Genomic DNA, 1387 nt, shown 5'->3' on the forward strand with positions numbered 1-1387 from the left:
GTCCCAAAGCGCGATGTCGACGGCGCTGATCGCCGCCACGCTCATGCCGCGCCGCGCCAGCTGCGGCATCGCATGGCCTGCATGCGCCGCCGTCTCGTGCCGCACGCCGTTATAGAGCATTTCCCAGATGATGCCGATGTCGGCCGGATCGCGGCCGATGAGTTGCGGACCGATCTCGTGATTGAGCATATGGACGAGCGCGCCATAGCTGCCGGCGCTGCCGGCGGCGTTCTTGCCTTCGCCCCAGCCGACCAGGCCGTCGTCGGTCTCGATGCGCAGAATGGCGGCGTCGAACGTCGTCACCTGCCCGAAGTCGCTGCGATGCTGCCTCGCGACTTCGATCGGGACACGGACCCACCAGGCCTGAACGCTTTTGATGCGCATATTTTCCCTTCGGCCCCTCCGCCCGCCAGGCGGAAGGACAAGCTTTGGTCGGAGGTCTACTTGATCAGCGGCAGCAGCGTTTCGGCGGTGATGCGCATCTGGTCGGTGTAGAATTTCTCCGTAAGCACGCTCGAGCCGTGGTCCTGGATGAATTTGAGCTGCTCGGGCGAGATGTCGACCGGATTGCGCTCGACCATCTCCGGATAGGGCGCGGCCGGCGTGCGGTCGACGGGGGCGACGAATTCGTTGGTCAGCGCGCCGTCATAGCCGACTTCCTTCAGCGTGCGCACGATCTTCGGCCAGTCGATCTGGCCAAGGCCGGCGGCGAAGCGGTTGTTGTCGGCGACATGGAAATCGAACAGGCGCTTGCCGACCTGGCGGATCGCGTCATAGACGTTAAATTCCTCCATGTGGATGTGGTAGGCGTCGAGGCAGACGCCGCATTCGGGGCTCACCGCGTCGGCGAGCGCGAGCGCCTGGGCGCCGCGATTGAAGAGATAGGTCTCGAAGCGGTTGAGCGGTTCGATGGCGATCCGGACGCCGACCTTCTTGGCATGGGTGAAGCATTCGCGCGTGGCATCGACCACCCAGCCCCATTCCTCCGCCTCGGTGCCGTCCGGCACCACCTTGCCGACGGTCGCGGGCACCAGCGTGATGATCTCGCCGTCGAGCTCGCTCACCATGGTGAGCACGTCCTTGACATATTGGACGGACCGCTCGCGCTGGCCCTGGTTCCTGGCGGCGAGGTTGCGTTCGCCGAGCATCAGCGTCACCGAACCCCAGCAGCGGATGCCATACTCCTTGAGCAGCGCGCGCGTCTCCTTGGTCTTGTACTGCTCGGGCTCGCCGGAAATCTCGATCGATTCGTAGCCGAACTTCTTGATGCGCTTCAGCGTCACCTCCAGCGGCTCCGCCCGCATCCAATTGTGCGTCGAAAGATGCATGGTCTATCCTTCCCAGAATTCGCCTGTCACATTTTACCCCGCGACGCCTCGAACAGAGG

The 1387-nt window shown here is 64.0% G+C and carries 1 protein-coding gene and 1 pseudogene; both read right to left on the reverse strand.

Going from position 1 to position 1387, the window contains the following annotated elements; translation table 11 throughout:
• Nucleotides 1–384, reverse strand: a pseudogene (locus tag EOA27_RS36545) (mandelate racemase/muconate lactonizing enzyme family protein); the annotation flags it as partial.
• 56 nt (nucleotides 385–440) lie between these two features.
• A complete protein-coding gene (locus EOA27_RS36550; RefSeq protein WP_126081136.1) occupies nucleotides 441–1328 on the reverse strand; it encodes a sugar phosphate isomerase/epimerase in 888 nt (295 codons plus the stop codon).
• Nucleotides 1329–1387: the final 59 nt, after the last annotated feature.

Origin of the sequence: Mesorhizobium sp. M2A.F.Ca.ET.037.01.1.1 (assembly GCF_003998075.1) — a bacterium.
GTDB lineage: Bacteria > Pseudomonadota > Alphaproteobacteria > Rhizobiales > Rhizobiaceae > Mesorhizobium.